The following is a 1,798-nucleotide window of genomic DNA, read 5'->3' on the forward strand; positions in this document are numbered from 1 at the left end:
ATAACTTCTCGGAATCTCAATGAATGAGATTCCAAGCGAAAATTGACAACTGAATATCGTGCAGGAAAAGAAATTTGCGAGAAATGGACATAAACATTGGACATAGAGGATACTATGCCTTGAAAAATTTTATGGAGTCGTTTAAGATAACATTATTAAGAGGCCAATCTTAATAATGAATCTTGAAATGCCTCGACTGACGGCATTTCCCAGGCATCAAGATGTTGTAGCATCATGATGCCGTAGAGGCGGCAGTACCACATCTTCGTAGAGCGGTGCCTGCCGTCTTCTAATTTATAGTCTTCTTTCTCACGTTTGTTAGAACGTTCCACGGAAGTTCTTCCGTCATATTCCTTTTTCCATGCTTTACTGTCTCTTGGCGGTATGTTAAATAACCTTGGATTGTTATCGGTAAAGATATGTACGGTTCTGCCGTATTTCGCTGGTGAACAGGGATGCTCACAGAAGCAGCCACGTTGCCGGTTCGATTTAGGACATCGGTATTTTGCCCGGTGTTTGGCAGTCTCATATCCATCTTTATGCATACGTAAGCCCATCTTGCAGATTGGGACACCGTCATCGTCAATGGTGAAGTCGTCTTTGTAAGTGAAATGCCCGGTATGTCCGGGATTCAAGTCGATAAAAGGCGTGATATTTTCCCGTTTGCAGTATTCATAAATAGCGTAAGCGTCATGAGCAGAATCCAGAAGGAGCTTTTCTATGTGGAACTCTGGAAGATATGCTTTCATGGTGAAAAAGGAATGGAGAAAAGAAAGCATGTCATGCCGGGAAGCACGCTCTAAAATAGGAAAAACGGGAAGGTCACTGTGTGAATTGGAAGCCACATACATGTAGAGATGGTAACCGAAGAAATAGGATTCCCGGTGAGAGTCCCATCCCCAGTTACAGTCGGGCTGGGAATAATGACGTTTACAGTTACAGAAAGAACAGCCATTCTCCCTGCAACCGCAGATCCGTTTTTTTCGCTGCTGTGCTGCGGTACGGACAGGAGTGCCGTCCCCGGCAAGAGCCAGATGTTCAGGATCGATCAACCCCTTGCGGATGGAAAGATCCAGAAATTGCTGCTTATAAAGATGGAAAATGAGAGAAAAAGGATTCTCTGGTTTTAAGTGCAAGCGTTCCAGCAAAGGGAGAAGTTTGGAAGCTATGCTGGAAGAATCGCAGGGAGTCTTATCGCCTTTCTTTTTTCCCTTGGGCGGTTTCATTTTAGGGAAACGGTCTTTCGGTGAAAGGTTGTTGGAGTCATCCTGCCAGATACGGGAAAAGAAATCATAAAAAGTGCCGACACCAGGAGTATCTCCGAAAGGGAATCCGCTGAGGATGGCATAAAGAGGAGTTTCCCTGAGCATGCGGCACCAGACAGTGATGGAAGTTACTTTCAGCTTTAAAGCAAGCAGGTAGGAGCGCAGCATACAGGATGGGAGCCGTGGTTCCGGTCCGAAAACAGAGTAGCAATCCTGCATCAGAGAATCCGTCTGGGAAAGATCAAGATACCAGAACTGCACGATATAATCCCAGGTGCTTTTGGAAAGCACAAAGGGGTCAGGATAGAACTTAAGGAAATCGGATACAAAAGTATCCTGATAGGCGGCATGTCCGCCGGGATTACAAGGTAACAAAAAATCGCCTCCAGTCGATTGAAATAAAATATAATCAATCGGCTTCGCCGCAAATTTTGAGCGATTTGTCAAGCGTTTTTTGCAAAAAAGTGGGTGATTTTTTGAGATAAGGGTCGGAAAGCCTTATAAAATCAGGGCTGAAGATTCCGAGAAGTTAT

General features: G+C 44.7%; 1 protein-coding gene. It reads right to left on the bottom strand.

Annotated elements, in window-relative coordinates; all coding sequences use genetic code 11:
• Nucleotides 1–155 precede the first annotated feature (155 nt).
• Nucleotides 156–1,640, bottom strand: a complete 1,485-nt coding sequence (locus ACQRD1_RS14515; protein ID WP_427787935.1) for a hypothetical protein — start codon at nt 1,638–1,640, stop codon at nt 156–158.
• Between the last annotated feature and the right edge of the window lie 158 nt (nt 1,641–1,798).

The organism is Bariatricus sp. SGI.019 (assembly GCF_050315235.1).
Classification (GTDB): Bacteria; Bacillota; Clostridia; order Lachnospirales; family Lachnospiraceae; genus JAFBIX01.